The following is a 20,550-nucleotide window of genomic DNA, read 5'->3' as shown; positions in this document are numbered from 1 at the left end:
CCAAGTGCAGCGAGCTCGTTGTTATCTGTTAGGTGAGACCGCCGTGGTGCTGGAGCTTGAACCTCCGGTAACTCTGACCAGCCAGAAGCGCATCTGGCGACTGGCCCAGCGGGTGGTTGAACTGCCCAATGTTGTCGATGTGATCCCCGGCATGAACAACGTCACCGTTGTGCTGGCGGATCCGCAGGATAAAGCCCTCGACGCTATCGAGCGGCTACAGCGCTGGTGGGAGGAGAGCGAGGCCCTGGAGCCAGAGTCGCGCTTTATTGAGATCCCGGTGGTCTACGGCGGCGCGGCGGGTCCGGATTTGGCGGTGGTGGCAGAACACAGTCGCCTCAGTGAAAGGCAGGTGGTTGAGCTGCATGCCTCTACCGAGTATGTGGTCTGGTTTCTCGGCTTCCAGCCGGGTTTCCCCTATCTCGGAGGCCTCCCGGAGGCGCTGCATACCCCGCGCCGGGCAGAGCCGCGTCTCTCCGTACCCGCCGGGTCGGTGGGCATCGGTGGGGCGCAGACCGGGATCTATCCTCTGACAACACCGGGGGGCTGGCAGCTTATCGGCCATACGCCGCTGGCGCTGTTCGATCCTGATAACGACGATCCTGTACTATTGCGCCCTGGCGACCGGGTGCGATTTATTCCGCAGAAGGAGGGCGTATGCTGACGGTGATCCGTGCCGGGATGTACACCTCGGTGCAGGGCGGTAAACGCAAGGGGCTGCGCCAGTCCGGCATCAGCTACTGCGGCGCGCTGGATGCACCAGCACTGGAGATTGCCAACGCGCTGGTGGGCAACGCCGCCGACGATGCGGCGCTGGAGATGGCGCTCGGCCAGTGTGAGTTTGAGTTCAACCATGACAGCTGGTTTGCCCTCACCGGGGCGGGCTGCGACGCGACGCTGGACGGCAAGGCGGTATGGACCGGCTGGCGGCATCAGGCCCGTGCCGGACAGCGGCTGGTGCTTAAGCGTCCCCGACATGGGATGCGCAGTTACCTTGCGGTAGCGGGCGGTTTTGACGTGCCCGAGGTGATGGGATCCTACAGTACCGACCTGAAGGTGGGTATCGGCGGCTTTGCTGGACGGCTGTTGCAGGATGGCGATCGCCTGCCGATCCACGCCTGTGAGCGCCGCTTTTCCGGGCCGCAGGGGGTCAAGCAGCTTCTGTGGGGCAACCGCATTCGCGCGCTGCCAGGGCCGGAGTACCAGTCGTTTGATACCGCCTCGCAGGACGCTTTCTGGCGGCTGCCGTGGCAGCTAAGCCCGCAGAGTAACCGCATGGGTTACCGCCTTCACGGGCCGCAGCTGAAGCGGCTTGAGGAGCGGGAGCTACTTTCCCACGGGCTGGTTCCCGGCGTGATTCAGGTGCCGCATAACGGCCAGCCTATCGTACTGATGAACGATGCCCAGACCACTGGCGGCTATCCGCGCATCGCCTGCATTATTGAGGCGGATATGTACCATCTGGGGCAGATTCGCCTTGGCGATCCCATTCACTTTGTGCCCTGCACGTTAGATGAGGCCCTGAGCGCCCGCCGTGAGCAGCGGCTGTTCCTCGATCAGCTGGCGCGAGGGCTGCGTGCTGACGATTGATCTTAACGCCGATCTCGGGGAGGGGAGTGCCAGCGACAGCGCCCTGCTACAGCTGGTCTCCTCGGCCAACATCGCCTGCGGCTTTCACGCTGGCGATGCACAAACCATGCTGGCCTGCGTGCGCGAGGCGCTAAAGAATGGCGTGGCGGTGGGTGCACATCCCAGCTTTCCCGACAGGCAGAACTTTGGCCGTACGGCGATGGCTCTGCCGCCGGAGATCGTCTATGCGCAAACCCTCTACCAGGCGGGGGCGCTGGCGGCCATCGTGCGTGCTGAAGGTGGGACGATGAGGCACGTTAAGCCCCACGGCATGCTCTATAACCAGGCGGCGAAGGATCCCGCCCTTGCCGATGCGATTGCCCGGGCGGTGCACGCCTGCGATCCCGAGCTGATTCTGGTCGGGCTGGCGGGCAGCGAGCTTATCCGCGCCGGGGAGCATTACGGCCTGCCAACCCGGGAAGAGGTTTTTGCCGACCGGGGCTATATGAGCGACGGCTCGCTGGTGCCACGTTCCCAGCCAGAAGCATTAATTACCGACGAAGCGCAGGCGCTAACCCAGACGTTAGAGATGGTGCAGGCCGGACGGGTAAAAAGCATTCAGGGCCAATGGACAAAGGTCAACGCCCAGACGGTATGCCTGCACGGCGACGGTGAACACGCCCTGGCCTTTGCCCGCCGTCTGCGCGAGGCCTTTGCCGCCAGCAATATCACCGTCACCGCCAGTTAATTAACTAAGGAGAGCGTATGCCGGAAGGCCCCGAGATCCGCCGGGCAGCGGACAGCCTTGAAAAAGCCATCCAGGGTAAGCCCCTGACCGAAGCCTGGTTTGCCTATGAACACCTGAAGCCCTGGGAGTCGGAGCTTGCCGGGCAGTACGTTGAACGTATCGAAACGCGCGGTAAAGCGCTGCTGACCCACTTCTCCGGCGGCATGACCCTCTACAGCCACAACCAGCTCTACGGCGTCTGGCGGGTAGTTAAAGCGGGTGAAGAGCCGCAAACCACGCGCATTCTGCGGGTAAAATTAGCCGCCGCCGACAAAGCCATTTTGCTCTACAGCGCCTCGGATATCGAGATGCTGACCCCCGAGCAACTGGCCGTGCACCCGTTTTTACAGCGCGTAGGGCCGGACGTGCTCGATCCAGATTTGGACGTAGCGACTGTCAGGGAACGGCTGATTTCACCCCGTTTTCGCCGCCGTCAGTTTTCTGGACTGCTGCTGGATCAGGCTTTTCTCGCCGGGCTGGGTAACTATCTGCGGATCGAAATTCTTTGGGCCACCGAGCTAGCCCCCACTCATCGCGCCGCCGATCTCAGCGAGACACAGCTGGATGCGTTAGCCAGTGCCCTGCTGGAGGTACCGCGTCTCTCCTACCGCACCCGCGGCAAGGTGAATGAGAAACGCCATCATGGGGCGCTGTTTCGCTTTAACGTGTTTCATCGGGCAGGAAAGGCATGCAGTCGCTGCGGGGGGATTATCGAGAAGACGACTCTGTCATCGAGACCGTTTTATTGGTGTCCCGGATGCCAAAAATAGGCCCGGCGGCGCAACGCCGCCGGGCAGGGCAGATTAGTGGTTCTGCAGATCGGATTTGAAATCGCGCTGTTCGTAGCCAGTGTAGAGCTGGCGCGGACGGGCAATCTTGATGCCGTCGTCGTGCATTTCGTTCCAGTGGGCGATCCAGCCAACGGTACGCGCCATCGCGAAGATCACGGTAAACATTGAGGATGGAATACCCATCGCTTTCAGGATGATGCCGGAGTAGAAGTCCACGTTCGGGTAGAGTTTCTTCTCGATGAAGTACGGATCGTTGAGCGCAATGTGCTCAAGCTCCATCGCCACCTGCAGCAGATCGTCTTTGGTCCCCAGCTCTTTCAGCACTTCATGGCAGGTTTCACGCATCACGGTGGCGCGCGGGTCATAGTTTTTATAAACACGATGACCAAAGCCCATCAGGCGGAAAGAGTCGTTTTTATCTTTGGCACGACGCACAAATTCCGGAATGTGCTCAACGGTGCTGATCTCTTCCAGCATCTTCAGTGCCGCTTCGTTCGCGCCGCCGTGCGCCGGTCCCCACAGGGAGGCGATGCCGGCCGCGATACAGGCAAACGGGTTTGCGCCCGACGAGCCAGCGGTACGGACCGTAGAGGTCGAGGCGTTCTGCTCGTGATCGGCGTGCAGGATCAGGATGCGATCCATGGCGCGTTCCAGCACCGGATTAACCTCATACTTCTCGCATGGGGTAGAGAACATCATGTTCAGGAAGTTACCCGCATAGGAGAGATCGTTGCGCGGATAAACAAAAGGCTGTCCGATAGAGTACTTGTAACACATTGCTGCTACGGTTGGCATTTTAGACAGCAGGCGGAACGCGGCAATTTCACGGTGGCGCGGGTTATTTACATCCAGCGAGTCGTGGTAAAACGCCGCCAGCGCGCCGGTCACGCCGCACAGCACCGCCATCGGGTGGGAGTCGCGACGGAAGCCGTGGAACAGACGGGTGATCTGCTCGTGGATCATGGTGTGACGCGTGACGATAGTTTTGAACTCGTCAAACTCGGCCTGGGTTGGCTTCTCACCCTTCAGCAGGATGTAGCACACTTCCAGGTAGTTTGAGTCGGTAGCCAGCTGGTCAATCGGGAAACCGCGATGGAGCAGAATGCCTTCGTCACCGTCGATAAAGGTGATTTTGGATTCGCAGGATGCGGTAGAGGTGAAACCTGGGTCAAAAGTGAATACCCCTTTTGAGCCGAGTGTACGGACATCAATAACGTCCTGACCGAGCGTGCCCTGTAGCACATCCAGTTCAATAGCATCGCCACCATTGTAGGTGAGGGTAGCTTTCTTATCAGCCATTTACGGTCTCCTTAGCGCCTTATGCTTAAGACTGTTGGGAAGAAGCCGGATTTGCATTCATACAGAAAATCAATGTTACCAGTTTGTTATTTGGCGCGGGCCTCTGTTGAGTGGAGATACTTGGGTACAGGGCGATGAGCGCTTGCAGGCAAACATTAAAATACCGTGAAAAATCAGCAAATCAGGTTTTTTACAGTCCGAATTTGTCAAACCTGTATATCACTAATAACTGTCCTGATAACGTCGGTCAATCCTTCTCACTGTTACATAACTAATTCTCAGGTGAAAGAGAGACCCCATAACTTTTACGAATTATATGACTTTTCCGCTGACGTTTGTAACAATAATGTTTAAGTTTTGTCAAATCTCATGGTTAAAAATTAAAAATATGTTGGTATCGTGATAGAGGTCACTGTTCAGCATAAAACCCGACAAAGTGTATGTAGGTTAATTGTAATGATTTTGTGAACATCCTATACTGCCGCCAGGTCTCCGGAATACCCTGCCGTCCCGAGCCACCAGCGTTGTAATGCGTCGTTTAGCCTACGAAAGCATGAAATTTTGCATGACGAGCAGTTATACAAATGGACGCTGTCTGACCCGCCTGCAGACCGGAGGAAGGAAACTATAAGAACAGCATGTGGGCGTTATTCATGATAAAAAATGCTAAGAAACAAAGACCTGTCAATCTGGATCTCACTACGATCCGGTTCCCTGTTACGGCTATAGCGTCCATCCTCCACCGCGTGTCCGGCGTCATCACCTTCGTGGCGATCGGCATTCTGCTGTGGTTGCTGGGCCTGTCGCTCTCCTCAGAAGAGGGCTTCCAGAACGCCTCCGCCATCATGGATAGCTTTTTCGTTAAGTTCATCATGTGGGGCATTCTCACCGCGCTGGCCTATCACGCTGTCGGCGGCATCCGCCATATGCTGATGGATGTCGGCTATCTGGAAGAAACCTTCGCCGCAGGTCAACGTTCTGCCTATATTGCTATTGCTATCACTGTCGTGCTTTCAATTCTCGCAGGAGTCCTCGTATGGTAAGCAACGCCTCCGCATTAGGACGCAACGGCGTACATGACTTCATTCTGGTCCGCGCTACCGCTATCGTTCTGACGCTGTACATCATCTACATGGTCGGGTTCTTCGCCATCACTGGCGATGTCACCTATGAAGCCTGGACGGGCTTTTTCTCCTCCGCCTTTACCAAAGTCTTTACCCTGCTGGCGCTGGTTTCCACGTTAATCCACACCTGGATTGGCATGTGGCAGGTGTTTACTGACTACGTTAAATCCACGGCGCTGCGCCTTGGGTTACAGCTGCTCACCGTTGTGGCGCTGCTGGTATACGTTATTTATGGATTCGTTGTGGTGTGGGGTGTGTAATGAAACTGCCAGTCAGAGAATTTGATGCGGTTGTAATTGGTGCCGGCGGCGCAGGTATGCGCGCGGCGCTGCAAATTTCCCAAAGCGGCCAGACCTGTGCGCTGCTGTCTAAAGTATTCCCAACCCGTTCCCATACGGTCTCTGCGCAGGGCGGTATCACCGTGGCGCTGGGCAACACCCATGAAGACAACTGGGAATGGCATATGTATGACACGGTGAAAGGTTCCGACTATATCGGTGACCAGGACGCCATTGAGTATATGTGTAAAACCGGCCCGGAAGCGATCCTTGAACTGGATCATATGGGGCTGCCGTTCTCTCGTCTGGAGAATGGCACTATTTATCAGCGTCCGTTTGGTGGCCAGTCGAAAGATTTCGGCGGCGAGCAGGCGGCACGCACTGCGGCGGCGGCGGACCGTACCGGCCACGCCCTGCTGCATACCCTTTATCAGCAGAACCTGAAAAATAAGACCACCATTTTCTCTGAGTGGTATGCGCTGGACCTGGTGAAAAACGCAGACGGCGCGGTGGTTGGCTGCACCGCCCTGTGCATCGAAACCGGGGAAGTGGTCTACTTTAAAGCGCGCGCAACGGTGCTGGCCACCGGCGGCGCGGGTCGTATCTATCAGTCAACCACCAACGCCCACATCAACACCGGTGACGGTGTCGGTATGGCGATCCGCGCGGGCGTGCCGGTGCAGGATATGGAGATGTGGCAGTTCCACCCAACCGGTATTGCCGGTGCAGGCGTTCTGGTTACCGAAGGCTGCCGTGGTGAAGGCGGCTATCTGCTGAACAAACACGGCGAACGCTTTATGGAGCGTTATGCGCCGAACGCAAAAGATCTGGCGGGCCGCGACGTGGTCGCACGCTCTATCATGATCGAGATCCGTGAAGGCCGCGGCTGCGACGGCCCGTGGGGTCCGCACGCCAAGCTGAAGCTTGACCACCTCGGTAAAGAGGTTCTTGAATCCCGCCTGCCGGGTATTCTTGAGCTTTCCCGTACCTTTGCCCATGTCGATCCGGTGAAAGAGCCGATTCCAGTGATCCCGACCTGCCACTATATGATGGGCGGTATCCCCACTAAAGTCACCGGCCAGGCACTGACCGTTAACGCCGAGGGCGAAGACGTGGTAGTACCAGGGCTGTTTGCAGTAGGTGAAATTGCCTGCGTATCGGTACACGGAGCGAACCGCCTCGGCGGCAACTCGCTGCTGGACCTGGTGGTCTTTGGTCGTGCGGTAGGCCTGCATCTGCAGGAGTCTATCGCCGAGCAGGGTGCGCTGCGTGACGCTACCGACGACGAAATTGACGCCTCGCTGGCACGCCTGAACCGCTGGAACAACAACCGCGATGGTGAAGATCCGGTAGTAATCCGCAAAGCGTTGCAGGAGTGTATGCAGCACAACTTCTCGGTATTCCGCGAAGGTGATGCCATGGCGAAGGGGCTGGAGCAGCTGAAGGCCATCCGTGAGCGGCTAAAAAATGCCCGCCTGGATGACACGTCCAGCGAGTTCAACACCCAGCGCGTCGAATGCCTGGAGCTGGATAACCTGATGGAGACTGCCTACGCCACGGCGGTGTCGGCCAACTTCCGTACCGAGAGCCGTGGGGCGCATAGCCGCTTCGACTTCCCGGAGCGCGACGACGAAAACTGGCTCTGCCACTCCCTGTATCTGCCTGAATCGGAATCCATGACGCGCCGCAGCGTGAACATGGAGCCTAAACTGCGTCCGGCGTTCCCGCCGAAGATTCGTACTTATTAAGCGGAGACCGGAAATGAAAATCGAATTTTCAATCTATCGTTATAACCCGGACGTAGACGACGCTCCGCGTATGCAGGACTACACCCTGGAAGGGGAAGAGGGTCGGGATATGATGCTGCTGGATGCCCTCATCCAGCTGAAAGAGAAGGATCCAACCCTGGCCTTCCGCCGCTCCTGCCGTGAAGGGGTCTGTGGCTCCGACGGCCTGAATATGAACGGCAAAAACGGCCTGGCCTGCATCACGCCGATCTCGGCGCTCGGCAACGGCAAGAAGAAAATTGTCATTCGTCCACTGCCTGGATTGCCGGTTGTTCGCGATCTGGTGGTAGACATGGGGCAATTCTATGCACAATATGAGAAGATTAAGCCTTACTTATTGAATAATGGGCATAATCCACCCGCTCGCGAGCACTTACAGGCTCCAGAGCAGCGTGAGAAGCTCGACGGGCTGTATGAATGTATCCTTTGCGCCTGCTGTTCCACCTCCTGTCCGTCATTCTGGTGGAACCCGGACAAGTTCATCGGCCCAGCCGGTTTGCTGGCTGCGTATCGCTTCCTGATCGACAGCCGCGATACCGAAACCGAGAGCCGTCTCGATGGGTTGAGCGATGCTTTCAGCGTATTCCGCTGTCATAGCATCATGAACTGCGTCAGCGTGTGTCCGAAGGGGCTGAACCCAACGCGCGCCATCGGCCATATTAAGTCGATGCTGCTGCAACGTAGTGCATAAGTAAGTCGTCTTGCCTGCTGGTGTCGCGCCAGCAGGCAAGTTATATGCAGGAGATCTTTAAAAACTGCCTGACAGACAGTTTTTAAAGGTTCCTTCGCGGGCCAGAGAGCTCGCTTGTGAACCCCGGTACGTGCGCTATTAGGTGTACGTTGTAGTTATCCACGGCGAAGTAAGCATACAAAATGCTTAAGGGATCACGATGCAGAACGGCGCAATGAAAGCCTGGCTGGACTCTTCTTACCTCTCTGGGTCTAACCAGAGCTGGATAGAACAGCTCTATGAAGACTTCTTAACCGATCCTGATTCGGTAGACGCAAACTGGCGTTCCATGTTCCAGGAATTACCTGGCACGGGAGTTAAACCGGATCAATTTCATTCCAAAACACGTGATTATTTTCGTCGTCTGGCGAAGGATGCCTCACGTTACACCTCCTCACTCTCCGACCCTGATACCAACGTTAAGCAGGTTAAAGTCCTGCAGCTCATTAACGCCTACCGCTTCCGCGGCCACCAGCAGGCCAATCTCGATCCGCTGGGACTGTGGAAACAGGAGCGCGTTGCCGATCTCGACCCGGCCTATCACGATCTGACCGAAGCCGATCTGCAGCAGAGCTTTAACATCGGCTCTTTTGCCTTTGGCAAAGATACCATGCCGCTGGGCGAGCTGATTGCCGCCCTGAAGCAGACCTACTGTGGCTCTATCGGCGCTGAGTATATGCATATCACCAGCACTGAAGAGAAGCGCTGGATCCAGCAGCGGATTGAGTCCGTGGCAGGCCGCGCGGCCTTTAGCGCCGAAGAGAAAAAACGCTTCCTCAGCGAGCTGACGGCGGCGGAAGGAATGGAGCGCTATCTGGGGGCGAAATTCCCGGGTGCGAAACGCTTCTCGCTGGAGGGCGGCGACGCGCTGGTCCCGATGCTGAAAGAGATGATCCGCCACGCCGGCAAGAGCGGCACGCGTGAAGTGGTGCTGGGTATGGCGCACCGTGGTCGTCTCAACGTCCTGATCAACGTGCTGGGTAAAAAGACCCAGGATCTGTTCGACGAGTTTGCGGGCAAGCATAAAGAACATCTCGGTACCGGCGATGTGAAGTACCACATGGGCTTCTCCTCCGATATCGAAACCGAGGGCGGCTTAGTTCACCTGGCGCTGGCATTTAACCCGTCGCACCTGGAGATCGTCAGCCCGGTAGTGATGGGGTCCGTACGTGCGCGTCTCGATCGTCTCGACGAGCCGAGCAGCAACAAGGTTCTGCCGATCACTATTCACGGTGATGCGGCGGTAACCGGCCAGGGCGTGGTGCAGGAAACCCTGAACATGTCCAAAGCCCGCGGCTACGAAGTGGGCGGCACGGTGCGCATCGTCATTAACAACCAGGTGGGCTTCACCACCTCTAACCCGCTCGATGCGCGCTCCACGCCATACTGTACCGACATCGGTAAAATGGTACAGGCACCGATTTTCCACGTTAATGCTGACGATCCGGAAGCGGTAGCCTTTGTCACCCGCCTGGCGCTGGAGTTCCGTAACACCTTTAAACGCGACGTCTTTATTGACCTGGTATGCTATCGCCGTCACGGCCATAACGAAGCTGACGAGCCGAGTGCAACCCAGCCGCTGATGTACCAGAAAATCAAAAAGCACCCGACGCCGCGTAAAATCTACGCTGACCGTCTGGAGCAGGAGAAGGTCGCGTCTCTGGAAGATGCCACCGAAATGGTGAACGTCTACCGCGACATGCTTGATGCCGGTGAGTGCGTGGTAAAAGAGTGGCGTCCAATGAACATGCACTCCTTTACCTGGTCGCCGTACCTGAACCACGAGTGGGACGAGAGCTACCCGAACAAGGTAGAGATGAAGCGCGTTCAGGAGCTGGCGAAGCGTATCAGCACCGTACCCGACGCTATCGAGATGCAGTCCCGCGTGGCGAAAATCTACGGTGACCGTCAGGCGATGGCCGCAGGCGAGAAGCTCTTCGACTGGGGCGGCGCGGAAAACCTGGCCTACGCTACGCTGGTAGACGAAGGCATTGCGGTGCGCCTGTCCGGGGAAGACAGCGGCCGTGGCACCTTCTTCCACCGTCACGCGGTGATCCACAACCAGGCTAATGGCTCGACCTACACGCCGCTGCACCACGTCCATAACTCACAGGGTACCTTCCGCGTCTGGGACTCCGTGCTCTCTGAAGAGGCGGTGCTGGCATTCGAGTATGGCTACGCCACTGCCGAGCCGCGCACCCTGACCATCTGGGAAGCGCAGTTTGGTGACTTTGCCAACGGTGCGCAGGTGGTGATCGACCAGTTCATCTCCTCCGGCGAACAGAAGTGGGGCCGTATGTGCGGTCTGGTGATGCTGCTGCCGCACGGCTACGAAGGGCAGGGACCAGAGCACTCCTCTGCGCGTCTGGAGCGCTATCTGCAACTCTGCGCCGAGCAGAACATGCAGGTCTGCGTGCCCTCTACCCCGGCACAGGTTTACCACATGATCCGCCGTCAGGCACTGCGCGGTATGCGCCGTCCGCTGGTGGTAATGTCACCGAAGTCCCTGCTGCGCCATCCGCTGGCAGTGTCGACTCTCGACGAGCTGGCAAACGGCACCTTTATGCCGGCCATCGGTGAGATTGACGATCTCGATCCGCAAGGGGTTAAGCGCGTTGTCCTTTGTTCTGGTAAGGTTTATTACGACCTGCTTGAACAGCGCCGTAAGAATGACCAGAAAGACGTCGCCATTGTGCGTATCGAACAGCTGTATCCGTTCCCGCACCAGTCGGTGCAGGAAGCATTAAAACCTTATGCCCACGTACATGATTTTGTCTGGTGCCAGGAAGAGCCGCTGAACCAGGGCGCATGGTACTGTAGCCAGCATCATTTCCGTGAAGTGATTCCGTTTGGGTCTGCTCTGCGTTACGCAGGTCGCCCGGCCTCTGCCTCTCCGGCGGTAGGTTATATGTCCGTTCACCAGAAGCAGCAGCAAGATCTGGTTAACGACGCGCTGAACGTCGATTAATTAAAGGATAAATAATGAGTAGCGTAGATATTCTTGTTCCCGACCTGCCTGAGTCCGTAGCCGATGCGACCGTGGCCACCTGGCATAAAAAACCGGGCGATAGCGTCCAACGTGATGAAGTTCTGGTAGAGATCGAAACTGATAAAGTGGTACTGGAAGTACCGGCGTCAGCAGACGGCATCCTTGATGCAGTACTGGAAGATGAGGGCACCACCGTGACCTCACGCCAGATCCTGGGTCGCCTGCGTGAAGGCAATAGCAACGGTAAAGAGAGCAGCGCGAAATCTGAAAGCAAGGAGTCAACTCCGGCTCAGCGTCAGCAGGCGTCCCTCGAAGAGCAGAGCAACGAGGCGTTAAGCCCGGCGATCCGTCGTCTGCTGGCCGAGCACACTCTGGATGCCAACGCGATTAAAGGCACCGGCGTTGGTGGCCGTCTGACTCGCGAAGACGTAGAGAAGCACCTGGCGAAATCCTCAACGGCGACAGAGGCAAAAGCACCGGCTGCGGAAGCTGCGCCTTCTGTAACGCCTGTGGCCGGCAACCGCTCAGAGAAACGCGTGCCGATGACCCGCCTGCGCAAGCGCGTGGCCGAGCGTCTGCTGGAGGCTAAAAACTCCACCGCGATGCTGACCACCTTCAACGAAGTGAACATGAAGCCAATCATGGATCTGCGCAAGCAGTACGGCGACGCCTTCGAGAAGCGTCACGGTATCCGTCTGGGCTTTATGTCTTTCTACGTGAAGGCCGTCGTTGAAGCGCTGAAACGTTATCCGGAAGTTAACGCCTCCATTGATGGCGACGACGTGGTCTACCACAACTACTTCGACGTTAGCATGGCGGTCTCTACGCCGCGCGGCCTGGTGACCCCGGTGCTGCGTGACGTCGATGCGCTGGGCATGGCTGAAATCGAAAAACGCATCAAAGAGCTGGCGGTGAAAGGCCGTGACGGCAAGCTGACCGTTGAGGATCTGACCGGCGGTAACTTCACCATTACCAACGGTGGCGTCTTCGGCTCGCTGATGTCCACGCCGATCATCAACCCGCCGCAGAGCGCCATTCTGGGTATGCACGCGATCAAAGATCGCCCGATGGCGGTAGATGGCAAAGTAGAAATTCTGCCGATGATGTATCTGGCGCTCTCTTACGATCACCGCCTGATTGATGGCCGTGAATCGGTAGGCTTCCTGGTCGCCATTAAAGAGCTGCTGGAAGATCCGACCCGTCTGCTGCTGGACGTTTAGTATTTTGCTGCTTTCCAGGCCGGATTAGCGAAGCGCAGTCCGGCATTACCCGATTCAATGAAGGATGGACGGAACAGATGAACTTACATGAATATCAGGCAAAACAGCTATTTGCCCGCTACGGTTTACCCGCGCCGGTAGGCTATGCCTGCAACACCCCGCGCGAAGCAGAAGAAGCCGCTTCTAAGATCGGCAGCGGCCCGTGGGTTGTGAAGTGTCAGGTACACGCTGGTGGCCGCGGTAAAGCGGGCGGCGTTAAAGTCGTTAACAGCAAAGAAGAGATCCGTGCGTTTGCAGAGCACTGGCTGGGCAAGCGTCTGGTCACTTACCAAACGGATGCCAACGGCCAGCCGGTTAACCAGATCCTGGTGGAAGCCGCGACCGATATCGACAAAGAGCTGTACCTGGGCGCGGTAGTTGACCGCAGCTCCCGTCGCGTGGTGTTCATGGCCTCTACCGAAGGCGGCGTAGAAATTGAAAAAGTGGCGGAAGAGACCCCGCACCTGATCCACAAAGTTGCCCTCGATCCGCTGGCTGGCCCGATGCCGTACCAGGGACGCGAGCTGGCGTTCAAGCTGGGTCTGGAAGGTAAGCAGGTTCAGCAGTTCACCAAAATCTTTATGGGCCTGGCGACCATCTTCCTTGAGCGCGACCTGGCGCTGATCGAGATCAACCCGCTGGTGATCACCAAACAGGGCGACCTGATCTGCCTCGACGGCAAACTGGGCGCTGACGGCAACGCGCTGTTCCGCCAGCCGGATCTGCGCCAGATGCGCGACCACTCTCAGGAAGACGCTCGTGAATCCCAGGCGGCACAGTGGGAGCTGAACTATGTTGCGCTTGATGGCAACATCGGCTGCATGGTTAACGGTGCGGGCCTGGCGATGGGCACCATGGACATCGTTAAGCTGCACGGCGGCGAACCGGCTAACTTCCTCGACGTTGGTGGCGGCGCGACCAAAGAGCGCGTAACCGAAGCGTTCAAAATCATTCTCTCCGACGATAACGTAAAAGCCGTGCTGGTTAACATCTTCGGCGGTATCGTGCGCTGTGACCTGATTGCCGACGGTATCATCGGCGCGGTGGAAGAGGTGGGCGTTAACGTTCCGGTCGTGGTTCGTCTGGAAGGGAACAATGCCGAACTGGGCGCTAAAAAACTGGCTGACAGTGGCCTGAACATTATCGCAGCGAAAAGTCTGACGGACGCAGCACAGCAGGTTGTTGCCGCAGTGGAGGGGAAATAATGTCAGTTTTAATTAATAAAGATACCAAGGTTATCTGCCAGGGCTTCACCGGTAGCCAGGGGACTTTCCACTCAGAACAGGCCATCGCCTATGGTACGCAGATGGTTGGCGGCGTAACCCCAGGCAAAGGTGGCACCACGCACCTCGGCCTGCCGGTGTTCAACACCGTGCGCGAAGCGGTAGAAGCAACGGGCGCAACTGCTACCGTGATCTACGTTCCGGCTCCTTTCTGTAAAGACTCTATTCTGGAAGCGATCGATGCAGGCATTAAGCTGATCATCACTATTACCGAAGGTATTCCGACTCTGGATATGCTGACGGTGAAAGTGAAGCTGGACGAAGCTGGCGTGCGTATGATCGGTCCAAACTGCCCGGGCGTTATCACCCCAGGCGAGTGCAAAATCGGCATCATGCCGGGCCACATTCATCAGCCGGGTAAAGTGGGCATCGTCTCCCGCTCCGGTACACTGACCTATGAAGCAGTTAAGCAGACCACCGATTACGGCTTTGGTCAGTCTACCTGCGTCGGTATCGGCGGCGACCCGATCCCTGGCTCTAACTTTATCGATATTCTGAAGCTGTTCGAAGCTGACCCGCAGACCGAAGCGATCGTCATGATCGGTGAGATCGGCGGTAGCGCAGAAGAGGAAGCGGCTGCCTATATCAAAGATCACGTGACCAAACCGGTTGTCGGCTATATCGCTGGCGTAACCGCGCCAAAAGGCAAGCGTATGGGTCACGCAGGGGCAATCATCGCCGGTGGTAAAGGCACAGCGGACGAGAAGTTTGCTGCGCTGGAAGCCGCTGGGGTGAAAACCGTGCGTAGCCTGGCAGACATTGGCGAAGCGTTAAAATCTATTATTAAGTAAATAAAAAATCTCGACATGGTTGGCCACCGCAAGGTGGCCTTTTTTATTGTCTGCGCAAATGTATTTGAAAGTATTATATTCTTATTAAATGAATGAGCGGAAATAGTCGATAGCGATCACGATATAGCGAATATTATCGCAGAGGATGCAAAGGTCGTAATGAGGAGTGATAGGATATCGCCCAAAAATAGCAGGGAGGCGGTATGCGAGGGAAGTTACCGAAAACAGAACTACTCATTACTTTTGAGGCCGTTGCGCGTCATGAAAGCTATACCCGAGCTGCAGAGGAGTTGGCGTTAACGCAGAGTGCCGTGTTTCGCCAGATAATGGCGCTGGAAGAGTTTCTTAGTATCGAACTATTCAGCCATGCAAAAAAACGTATTTTCCTCAACGAAGCAGGGAAATATTATCTTGAGATGGTACGAGATACATTAAATAAGTTTGAGCGAGACACGCATGCTATTATGACCTGGCAGCCAACGTCACGGGTCATAGAGCTGGCGGTTAACCCAACGTTAAGTACCCACTGGCTTATTCCGAAGCTTGGGGATTTTAATAAAAGTTATCCCGATATCGTAGTAAATATCAACTCACTGGCAAGCGTAGGGGATTTTCTCAACCGCGACTACGATGCGGCCATTATGCGCGAAGATTTCTGCGCTCCCCTGGCGCAGGTTGAATCTCTGTTTGAAGAGGAGCTGCTGCCGGTTTGTAGTAAGACATTGCCCGGCTATAGCGGCAGGAAGATAACAGTAGAGCGGCTGCTGGATAACTTTACCCTGCTGCATCAGAGTACACGTATTGAAAGCTGGGCCGAGTGGTTCTCCCTCTCCGGCATTAGTAGCGCGCGAGTAAAGCTTGGCCCGCGTTTCGATCTAATCTCGATGCTGATTGCCGCCGTTCGCTCAAGGCTGGGCGTTGCGTTACTGCCGCGTTTTTCCGTACAGCACGATCTCGATAACGGCAGCATGGTCATTCCCTGTGATATGCCCATGCGTACCGGCAACCGCTTTATTCTGACCTGGCGAGACAAGGGTGTAGAGTCCAATGGTATGCTGCTCTTCCGCGACTGGCTTTTGAAAAAGTCAGCGCTCGAGCAGCATGCGTTACTTAAGACCCTGTGATATGCAGAAATTGCAGTAGTGACGCTGTTCAAACTGCCGGTAAAAGTTATTGCCTTTGTCATCCACCAGGATAAAAGCAGGCATCTCTTTTACCTCCATCATCCATACTGCTTCCATGCCCAGTTCGGCATACTCCAGGCAGCGTAGGCTGCTGACATAATCCTGGGCCAGCAGCGCCGCTGCGCCACCGATGCTGCCCAGATTAAACCCGCCATACCTGGCACAGGCGTCGGTCACCTGCTGGCTGCGGTTGCCTTTCGACAGCATAACCAGGCTTCCGCCCGCAGCCTGGAAGGCCTCCACGTAGCCGTCCATCCGGCCGCCGGTTGTTGGCCCCAGAGAGCCGGAAATACCTCCCTCTGGCGTTTTCGCCGGACCTGCGTAGTAGACAATATAATTCTTCATGTAATCTGGCAGAGCCACACCCGCATCAAGCCTGGCCTTCAGTTTGGCATGGGCGATATCCCGGGCGACGACCAGAGGGCCGCTCAGTGAGAGACGCGTCCCCACCGGATAGCGCGATAGTTCGCCCATGACTTCGCTTAGGGGGCGATTAAGATCGATTTTGACCCCGGCGGTATGATGGGGAGTGCGCAGCTTCTCAAGAATAAAGCGCCCCGGATCGTGCTCCAGCTTCTCCAGCCATATTCCGTACCGGTTGATTTTGGCCTTAATGTTGCGATCGGCAGAGCAGGAGAGGGCTAGCGCAATCGGGCACGAACCGCCGTGACGCGGCAGACGGATCACCCGAATATCATGAGCAAAATACTTTCCGCCAAACTGCGCGCCGATGCCCAGTTCCTGGCTGGCGTGAAGCAGGGTGGACTCAAGGTGCAGATCGCGAAACGCCCGGCCAAGCTCGTTACCGATGGTGGGCAGCGTATCGTAATACTTTGTCGATGCCAGCTTGGCCACCTTCAACGCCTGTTCGGCGGAGGTGCCGCCGATGACGAAGGCAATATGGTATGGCGGACAGGCGGCGGTACCGAGCGCCTGCATTTTGGCCACTAAAAAGGGGATCAGCTTCTCTGGAGCAAGAATGGATTTGCTCTCCTGAAACAGCGCCGCCTTGTTAGCTGAGCCGCCACCTTTGTTAATAAACAGGAATTTATATTCATCCCCTGACGTTGCCGCGATATCAATCTGCGCAGGCAGATTGGTGCCGGTATTGACCTCCGTGTACATATCCAACGGGGCATTTTGTGAGTAGCGCAGGCTGTGTTCCTGAAAGGTCTCATAGATCCCCTGGCTTAACGCCTCGGCATCGTTGCCGCCGGTCCAGATTGCCTGCCCTTTTTCGGCTACGATTGTCGCGGTGCCGGTATCCTGACAGTTAGGCAAAATACCTCTGGCCGAGACCTCGGCATTGCGCAGTAGCTGCAGGGCAACGTAGCGATCGTTTTCACTGGCTTCGGGATCGTGAAGGATCGACGCGACCTGTTTAATATGCGCGGTGCGCAAGAAAAAGGAGGACTCGTAAAAAGCCTGCTTTGCCAGCAGCGTTAATCCTTGCGGATCCACGCTAATTAGCGTTTTATTATCCGTTTTGTTAACCGAAATATACTGGTCGCTAAGCAGATAATATTCAGTTGGGTCTTTATCATGTGGAAAAGGATCTTGCCAGATAAAAGATTTATTCATAATAGTTTCTCGTTAATCTGTTTATTATAACCGCGCAAGCTGCGATGCTTTCCCACGGCAGCCTTCGCCAAAGTGTTCACCCTCCCAGCGGCTCACAAGGGCGGCACCCATTGCGTTACTCATTACGTTGGTAGCAGAGCGGCCCATATCGAGGAAGGGATCGACACCCATTAATAAGATCAGCCCGGCTTCCGGAATATTGAACTGGTTGAGGGTGGCGGCGATAACCACCAGCGAGGCACGCGGCACCCCGGCCATGCCTTTCGAGGTCAGCATGAGGATAAGCAGCATGGTGATCTGCTCGCCCATGCCAAGGTGAATATTGCACGCCTGGGCGATAAAAATGGTGGCGAAAGAGCAGTAGGCCATCGAGCCGACGAGGTTAAACGAGTAGCCGATCGGCAGAACGAAGCTGGCGATTTTCGGCGAGACGCCAAACTTCTCCAGCGCCTTCAGCGTGCCGGGAAAGGCCGCTTCCGAGCTGGAGGTGGTAAACGCCAGCAGAGCAGGTTCAGAGATCCCTCTGGTTAAGCGGAGAACGCAGGGACCAATAGTGGCGAAGGAGGCCCCGATCAGGATGACCCACAGCAGCCCAAGGGTCATATAGAACTCGCCCATAAAGATCCCGGCGCTAACCAGCACGCCCAGCCCGCGCTCTGCGATCATGGCGGAGATAGCGGCAAATACCGTGAAGGGGGCAAACAGCATAACGTAGCCGGTAATTTTGAGCATGACCTCAACCAGCGAGTCCAGCACATGGACGATGGGGGCACCCTTTTCCCCAATAGCCGCCAGCCCGCAGCCTAAAAAGATCGAGAAGACGACAATCTGCAGCACCTCGTTGCGGGCCATAGCGTCAACGATGCTGGTGGGAATAGCATGTGAAATAAACACCTTAAAGGTAAAAGGCTCAGCTTTTAGCGCGGCGACGCTGGCAGCATCATGAGCAACAAAGTTAATACCCGCTCCTGGCTGGAAAATATTAACGATAACCAGCCCCAGGGCAATGGAGATGAGAGAAGCGCAAATAAACAGAAACAGGGTTTTAGAGAAAATTCGCCCCAGCGTTTTTGCATCGCCCATTTTGGCGATCCCAACGACCAGCGTTGAGATAATTAACGGCGCGATAATCATTTTAATCAGCCGCAGAAATATCGCAGTCAGAATAGAGATGTCCTGAGAGTAGGCCTTAGCTGCCTCTGGCGAGGTCGCCATGTTAATAATAAATCCGGCAATAATACCCAGTATCAGACCCGCGATAATCATCGTGGTTAAGTTTTTCGACTTCATTTTCACTCCATCGGATTGAGGCGCTGGTAGCGCAAAGATTAGGTTTTCAATTTTGTCTAATGACCAGCAAGTTTTAGATAGGGGTACGCAGCGACGTACCCCGTAACGGGTTGTGGTTATCTGTGTTAAATATCAAAAACGATGTCTAATAACGGCGCATGCTGCTGTGCGCCATAGACGTCGTTATCTCCTCTGTTACCCGAAACGATATTCCTGGGTAAAACGGCTTTGACGGCGTTAGCCGGAGCGAACCAGATGAGGCGGGGGAGATGCTGCTCGTCAAGGTTATACAGCTCCGCAATACGCTGCGCGGTCAACTGCCCGGAGGATTTCACCGCCAGATAGTCGCTCTGCTGCTTAAAGAGAATATCCAGCACCAGTTCGTAGGGACCGGCATTTTTGGAGCGGATCACCAAGGCCAAAGAACGAATAGACTGTTTCATGCCTGTACTCCTTCCGGCGTCACCTGTTCAAGGACAAACGGGAACTGCAGCGCCTCGCTTGCTTCGATAAGGTGGTAGACAGAAAATTCATAGACCGCGCCGCACTGAACGTCCGAGGGCGAGAAGGGAAACGCCAGGTTTCCCGCTGTGGCAATCCGACCGTCGTAGCCATAGTGCAGAAGCGTTGAGCGCACCAGCGAGCAGACGCTGTTAGCGAGCGACTGGTCCGGAGCCACGACGTCGAGAACGATCCCCAGCTCGTGTCCGACCTGTTGTACAGGTTCATGCTCGCCCATCACGCCATTTTTGCCGTAGAGATGGAAGGTAATGCGGATCTCTTCCGCGTTGAGGTTCAGGTTGCTGACGACGCTGGACTTCACCTCGTCGAGAATGGACTCAATGCCGTCGATCATGATGGGATCGCGGACGCCAGCGATGGTCAGGCAGCGGTAGCCCACTAGCCGCGCGCCCTCCAGCTTCAATCGGTAGGGCGTCGTCTCGTGGCGGGAGCCGCTGACGTACACCTCTCTCTCATTGACCGCTTTGAAGGTGCAGGCCTGCAGGTTCAGCACGCCGCCCGGTCCAGGCAGAAAATAAGGGTCAGACTTTTCATACAGCGTGTGGGCCGCCGCAGAGGTTTCGGTAAACTTCCGTTTCGGGTTAAACACCTTCAGGGTGAAGCCCTGCTCGTCAAGGATCCCCATGGCGCAATCTGAGCCAGAGCCAGGCGTAGCGGCAATGGCGGCGCACTCCAGGATTTTTCCGCAGTGCAGCGCCAGCCCCTCGTCAAAACCCTGCATCATTGGCAGTGCCGCAAAACAGGCCGGATCGTATGCCCGTCCGCCGAGCACCACCTGCGCGCCGGCCGCCAGCGCCCGCTGAAAAGGTTCGACGCCCATCTGCGCGACGATGGAGGTACTGTCATCGATATCCTGATGGGTAAGCGGCGGCACAAAGTCGAGAGCAGTGATGTTGCCAGCGTCCAGCGCCTGGTGAACAATCTGCTTATCAACGTCCGCGGGTATCGTTGCCAGGGTGAATGAGAGCTGCTCTTCACGGGCAATTTCCAGCACGATCTCACGGCACCATGCGAGATGCGGAGCCGCACCCGAGCCGCCCGCTGTACCGATAACCACCGGGATGCCCTGTTTCACCCCGGCTGAGATCATGTAACGCAAGTCGCGCTTTACTCCGGCGCGATCGGTAAAAGGTTTCCCTGCGCCGAGATAGTGTGGGCCGGGATCGGACGAGCCGGCATCCACGGCGATCAGATCCGGCGATTCAGCCATCGCCGTTAAAAAGCTCTCCTCCGGAAAGCCGTAGCCGAGAATAGCGGTCGGCGACAGGATCTTAAACGTCTTTGCCATC

At 56.5% G+C, this 20,550-nt stretch carries 18 protein-coding genes; 13 read left to right on the top strand and 5 right to left on the bottom strand.

Annotation, left to right across the window (positions count from 1 at the left end; all coding sequences use genetic code 11):
- Positions 1–4 precede the first annotated feature (4 nt).
- The 4 genes from pxpB to nei are packed head-to-tail and all read left to right on the top strand — an operon-like array spanning position 5 to position 3,123.
- Positions 5–661 (top strand): 5-oxoprolinase subunit PxpB, encoded by a 657-nt coding sequence (pxpB, locus tag RTN40_RS03515; protein WP_312227243.1) that lies wholly within the window; start codon positions 5–7, stop codon positions 659–661.
- Positions 655–1,587, top strand: a complete 933-nt coding sequence (pxpC, locus tag RTN40_RS03510; RefSeq protein ID WP_312227242.1) for a 5-oxoprolinase subunit PxpC — start codon at positions 655–657, stop codon at positions 1,585–1,587. The genes pxpB and pxpC overlap by 7 nt, the downstream gene beginning before the upstream one ends.
- A complete protein-coding gene (gene pxpA / locus RTN40_RS03505) occupies positions 1,577–2,314 on the top strand; it encodes a 5-oxoprolinase subunit PxpA (RefSeq protein ID WP_312227632.1) in 738 nt (245 codons plus the stop codon). Before pxpC ends, pxpA begins: the two co-directional genes overlap by 11 nt.
- A gap of 17 nt (positions 2,315–2,331) precedes the next feature.
- A complete protein-coding gene (gene nei / locus RTN40_RS03500) occupies positions 2,332–3,123 on the top strand; it encodes an endonuclease VIII (RefSeq protein WP_312227241.1) in 792 nt (263 codons plus the stop codon).
- A 33-nt stretch (positions 3,124–3,156) separates the two neighbouring features.
- Here the strand turns inward: nei and RTN40_RS03495 are convergent, their stop codons facing one another.
- Positions 3,157–4,443 (bottom strand): citrate synthase, encoded by a 1,287-nt coding sequence (locus tag RTN40_RS03495; RefSeq protein WP_103819826.1) that lies wholly within the window; start codon positions 4,441–4,443, stop codon positions 3,157–3,159.
- 638 nt (positions 4,444–5,081) lie between these two features.
- On the opposite strand from RTN40_RS03495, the gene sdhC reads away from it, so the two are divergent.
- The 9 genes from sdhC to RTN40_RS03450 all read left to right on the top strand — a co-directional run bounded on the left by sdhC (position 5,082) and on the right by RTN40_RS03450 (position 15,808).
- Positions 5,082–5,486: a succinate dehydrogenase cytochrome b556 subunit gene (gene sdhC / locus RTN40_RS03490; RefSeq protein ID WP_312227240.1), complete on the top strand. Its 405-nt coding sequence runs from the start codon at positions 5,082–5,084 to the stop codon at positions 5,484–5,486.
- Positions 5,480–5,827, top strand: coding sequence for a succinate dehydrogenase membrane anchor subunit (sdhD, locus tag RTN40_RS03485; RefSeq protein WP_042392134.1), 348 nt, complete (start codon positions 5,480–5,482; stop codon positions 5,825–5,827). Before sdhC ends, sdhD begins: the two co-directional genes overlap by 7 nt.
- Complete coding sequence (sdhA, locus tag RTN40_RS03480; protein ID WP_312227239.1) at positions 5,827–7,593, top strand: succinate dehydrogenase flavoprotein subunit; 1,767 nt, start codon at positions 5,827–5,829, stop codon at positions 7,591–7,593. Before sdhD ends, sdhA begins: the two co-directional genes overlap by 1 nt.
- A gap of 13 nt (positions 7,594–7,606) precedes the next feature.
- Positions 7,607–8,323, top strand: coding sequence for a succinate dehydrogenase iron-sulfur subunit (locus RTN40_RS03475; RefSeq protein ID WP_312227238.1), 717 nt, complete (start codon positions 7,607–7,609; stop codon positions 8,321–8,323).
- Between the two features lie 199 nt (positions 8,324–8,522).
- Entirely contained in the window at positions 8,523–11,330 is a 2,808-nt protein-coding gene (gene sucA, locus RTN40_RS03470; protein ID WP_312227237.1) for a 2-oxoglutarate dehydrogenase E1 component, read from the top strand.
- A gap of 14 nt (positions 11,331–11,344) precedes the next feature.
- Positions 11,345–12,571 (top strand): 2-oxoglutarate dehydrogenase complex dihydrolipoyllysine-residue succinyltransferase, encoded by a 1,227-nt coding sequence (gene odhB / locus RTN40_RS03465; protein ID WP_312227236.1) that lies wholly within the window; start codon positions 11,345–11,347, stop codon positions 12,569–12,571.
- A 77-nt stretch (positions 12,572–12,648) separates the two neighbouring features.
- The gene (gene sucC, locus RTN40_RS03460; protein ID WP_312227235.1) at positions 12,649–13,815 is read left to right on the top strand and encodes an ADP-forming succinate--CoA ligase subunit beta; all 1,167 of its coding nucleotides are present in this window, start codon (positions 12,649–12,651) and stop codon (positions 13,813–13,815) included.
- Positions 13,815–14,684, top strand: coding sequence for a succinate--CoA ligase subunit alpha (sucD, locus tag RTN40_RS03455; RefSeq protein WP_312227234.1), 870 nt, complete (start codon positions 13,815–13,817; stop codon positions 14,682–14,684). The genes sucC and sucD overlap by 1 nt, the downstream gene beginning before the upstream one ends.
- A 203-nt stretch (positions 14,685–14,887) precedes the next feature.
- The gene (locus tag RTN40_RS03450) at positions 14,888–15,808 is read left to right on the top strand and encodes a LysR substrate-binding domain-containing protein (RefSeq protein ID WP_312227233.1); all 921 of its coding nucleotides are present in this window, start codon (positions 14,888–14,890) and stop codon (positions 15,806–15,808) included.
- Here RTN40_RS03450 and RTN40_RS03445 read toward each other — a convergent pair.
- From RTN40_RS03445 to RTN40_RS03430, 4 genes are all read right to left on the bottom strand, one after another.
- Entirely contained in the window at positions 15,791–17,452 is a 1,662-nt protein-coding gene (locus RTN40_RS03445; protein WP_312227631.1) for a FumA C-terminus/TtdB family hydratase beta subunit, read from the bottom strand. The genes RTN40_RS03450 and RTN40_RS03445 overlap by 18 nt on opposite strands.
- A 21-nt stretch (positions 17,453–17,473) precedes the next feature.
- A complete protein-coding gene (locus RTN40_RS03440; RefSeq protein WP_312227232.1) occupies positions 17,474–18,739 on the bottom strand; it encodes a dicarboxylate/amino acid:cation symporter in 1,266 nt (421 codons plus the stop codon).
- A 125-nt stretch (positions 18,740–18,864) separates the two neighbouring features.
- A complete protein-coding gene (locus RTN40_RS03435) occupies positions 18,865–19,182 on the bottom strand; it encodes a DUF4387 domain-containing protein (protein ID WP_312227231.1) in 318 nt (105 codons plus the stop codon).
- Entirely contained in the window at positions 19,179–20,549 is a 1,371-nt protein-coding gene (locus RTN40_RS03430; protein ID WP_312227230.1) for an acyclic terpene utilization AtuA family protein, read from the bottom strand. Before RTN40_RS03430 ends, RTN40_RS03435 begins: the two co-directional genes overlap by 4 nt.
- Position 20,550: the final 1 nt, after the last annotated feature.

This window comes from Pseudescherichia sp. (assembly GCF_031987975.1).
Lineage (GTDB): Bacteria > Pseudomonadota > Gammaproteobacteria > Enterobacterales > Enterobacteriaceae > Pseudescherichia.
This window is presented reverse-complemented; position numbering and strand designations above follow the sequence as displayed.

Bases quoted from the DNA above. Each gene is read 5' to 3' on its own strand.
- RTN40_RS03495 (WP_103819826.1), bottom strand. From the start codon at position 4,443: ATGGCTGATAAGAAAGCTACCCTCACCTACAATGGTGGCGATGCTATT.
- sdhC (WP_312227240.1), top strand. From the start codon at position 5,082: ATGTGGGCGTTATTCATGATAAAAAATGCTAAGAAACAAAGACCTGTC.
- RTN40_RS03440 (WP_312227232.1), bottom strand. From the start codon at position 18,739: ATGAAGTCGAAAAACTTAACCACGATGATTATCGCGGGTCTGATACTG.
- odhB (WP_312227236.1), top strand. From the start codon at position 11,345: ATGAGTAGCGTAGATATTCTTGTTCCCGACCTGCCTGAGTCCGTAGCC.
- RTN40_RS03435 (WP_312227231.1), bottom strand. From the start codon at position 19,182: ATGAAACAGTCTATTCGTTCTTTGGCCTTGGTGATCCGCTCCAAAAAT.
- sucC (WP_312227235.1), top strand. From the start codon at position 12,649: ATGAACTTACATGAATATCAGGCAAAACAGCTATTTGCCCGCTACGGT.
- sucA (WP_312227237.1), top strand. From the start codon at position 8,523: ATGCAGAACGGCGCAATGAAAGCCTGGCTGGACTCTTCTTACCTCTCT.
- sdhA (WP_312227239.1), top strand. From the start codon at position 5,827: ATGAAACTGCCAGTCAGAGAATTTGATGCGGTTGTAATTGGTGCCGGC.
- sucD (WP_312227234.1), top strand. From the start codon at position 13,815: ATGTCAGTTTTAATTAATAAAGATACCAAGGTTATCTGCCAGGGCTTC.
- sdhD (WP_042392134.1), top strand. From the start codon at position 5,480: ATGGTAAGCAACGCCTCCGCATTAGGACGCAACGGCGTACATGACTTC.
- RTN40_RS03430 (WP_312227230.1), bottom strand. From the start codon at position 20,549: ATGGCAAAGACGTTTAAGATCCTGTCGCCGACCGCTATTCTCGGCTAC.
- RTN40_RS03450 (WP_312227233.1), top strand. From the start codon at position 14,888: ATGCGAGGGAAGTTACCGAAAACAGAACTACTCATTACTTTTGAGGCC.
- pxpC (WP_312227242.1), top strand. From the start codon at position 655: ATGCTGACGGTGATCCGTGCCGGGATGTACACCTCGGTGCAGGGCGGT.
- RTN40_RS03475 (WP_312227238.1), top strand. From the start codon at position 7,607: ATGAAAATCGAATTTTCAATCTATCGTTATAACCCGGACGTAGACGAC.
- nei (WP_312227241.1), top strand. From the start codon at position 2,332: ATGCCGGAAGGCCCCGAGATCCGCCGGGCAGCGGACAGCCTTGAAAAA.